We start from the raw sequence: 2,270 nt of genomic DNA, 5'->3' as shown, positions 1-2,270 counted from the left end.
CTATCTACAGACGGTTTAATTTATGGTCCAAAAAAGGGATTTTGAATGAACTGTTTCGCGCATTATCTCGTGATGCGGACATGGATTGGGTCTTCATTGATGGCAGTATTGTCAGGGCTCATCAACATAGTTGCGGTGCAAGAACTGCTGACAATGAATCAATTGGAAAGAGCCGAGGTGGAAATTCTACGAAAATTCATCTTGCAGTCGATAGCGGAGGGTTGCCTGTTTATTATGAATTATCCTGTGGAAATACGCATGATATCGTCCATGCAGAGTCACTCGTAGCTAATTGCCCAACAAGTAATATGGTTGTCGCAGATAAAGGCTACGACAGTGAAAAACTGAGAGCGTTTGTTCGTGATAATAACGCTACACCCGTTATTCCACGTAAGGGCAACAGTTTAGTAGGCAATGAAGATATTGACTGGTGCATGTACAAATATCGGCACTTGGTTGAGAATGCATTTGGCCGTATTAAGCAATATAGAGGGATAGCCACGCGGTATGAAAAGCTTGAACGAAATTATCATTCAATGCTCGCTTTAGCATTTACTATGATGTGGCTACCAATGTGGGCTGATTGATATATGTACTACAAAGATCAACAGCCCCTAGTATCTAGGCCAAATGAGTGTGGATTATAAATATACCGCTGGCTAGCTTCTCAATACCCCTCTTCCATCAGCAGATTACTTGGACTCTGAGCGAGCACATTACTTTTTAATGCGGGCATAATGATTTCCCCTTTAGTTTATTAGCTATAAATTAGTACGAAATACAAACCACAAATTATCTAGCATTGCTTTAAGATGAATAAAGGCCAAAAAACCGACTTAATGTCTAATGCCGATCAGTTAAGGTTAATTGATCGGTTGACCGATCTAAATGATCGTGAATAATCCGTAATTAGTTTCGCTAATTACGGTTTTTTTATGGATATTCAAACAGCTCTTTCAACCACCTTCTCATCTGCTGATGAATTTACAACGCTTGATAACTTATCTGGCATCTTAGATCCCGAATTACTTAACCAAGCTTTTGAAAAATCGGGTGTCGCCACCGTTCGTAAACGTCGCCTACCACTCGATGCTGTCGTTTGGTCTGTGATTGGTATGAGTTTATTTCGTCATGAATCTGTTTGGGATATAGCCTCTAAAATGGACATCGCCTTACCAGGTAAAGGGAAACTAGTTGCCCCTAGTGCCATGGTTCAAGCGAGACAACGCTTAGGTGAAGATGCTGTCGAGCAGGTCTTCAAGATGATGGCGTCACGGCATTATAATCATGCCCACTTCGATACATTTTGTGGCTTAAATCTATTAGCAGTTGATGGCGTTGTTTTTCGTACACATGATACGCCAGAGAATAAAGACGTATTTGGGTGTGGCTCAACCCAGTATGGTGAAAATACCTATCCGCAAATTCGGATGGTATGCCACATGGAGCTAACGAGCCATCAACTCATTAATTGTACTTTTAACGGGCAACATCAAGGAGAAATGACACTCGCTGAAGAGCTCATTGAAGGTACACCGGATAACTCATTAACCTTATTTGATCGCGGTTATTATTCATTAGGGCTTTTGCATCGTTGGCACCAAGCAGGGACTGAAAGGCACTGGATGATACCTGTCAGAAAAGGCTTAACCGTTGATACCATAAAGAAAATGAGTAAAAATGACCAGTTAGTGCGTCTTAAAACATCGCCACAAGCGCGAAAAAAGTTTACTGACTTGCCAGAGTTTATAGAAGCTCGGCTGCTTACTTACACGCATAATAATAAGCAGTATCAGATTCTTACATCAATGCTTGATGTAATGCGTTACCCATCAAAAGAAATCGCTGATTTGTACATGCATCGCTGGGAAATAGAAATAGGATATCGAGAAATAAAACAAACAATGTTGCACTCAAACTATATCCTACGCTCAAAAAGGCCGGATATGATAAGGCAAGAATTGTGGGGGTTACTAATTGCCTACAATATTATAAGAATAGCCATGCGTGAGGCAGCAGAGTTACTGGAAGTATGGCCAAATCAACTGAGTTTTTCTCATTGTTCAAGACATATCAATGTATTTCTGTTAACTATCCCACTGACAAGTCCGGGAAATTTACCAAAACGCTATGAGCATTTATTAGAAACGCTGACGCTATTTCAGTTACCAACAAGGCATCATGAGCGCAGCTTTCCACGATGTGTGAAAAAGAAACCATCTAAATATCCCTATAAAAAAAAGCCAGTCAGTGTTAACTGACTGACATTA

At 40.5% G+C, this 2,270-nt stretch carries 2 protein-coding genes; both read left to right on the top strand.

Annotated elements, in window-relative coordinates; translation table 11 throughout:
- The coding region (locus L655_RS0114110) for an IS5 family transposase (RefSeq protein WP_024603875.1) at positions 1 to 587 on the top strand (587 nt) is incomplete at its 5' end.
- Between the two features lie 348 nt (positions 588 to 935).
- A complete protein-coding gene (locus L655_RS0114105; protein ID WP_024604027.1) occupies positions 936 to 2,261 on the top strand; it encodes an IS4 family transposase in 1,326 nt (441 codons plus the stop codon).
- Positions 2,262 to 2,270: the final 9 nt, after the last annotated feature.

The sequence above is a fragment of the Pseudoalteromonas sp. TAE79 genome (assembly GCF_000498015.1).
GTDB lineage: Bacteria > Pseudomonadota > Gammaproteobacteria > Enterobacterales > Alteromonadaceae > Pseudoalteromonas.
The sequence above is the reverse complement of the archived record's forward strand: the minus strand, read 5'-3'. Positions and strand labels throughout refer to the sequence as shown.

Excerpts from the sequence above, each read along its gene's own strand:
- L655_RS0114105 (WP_024604027.1), top strand. The coding sequence starts at position 936 with ATGGATATTCAAACAGCTCTTTCAACCACCTTCTCATCTGCTGATGAA.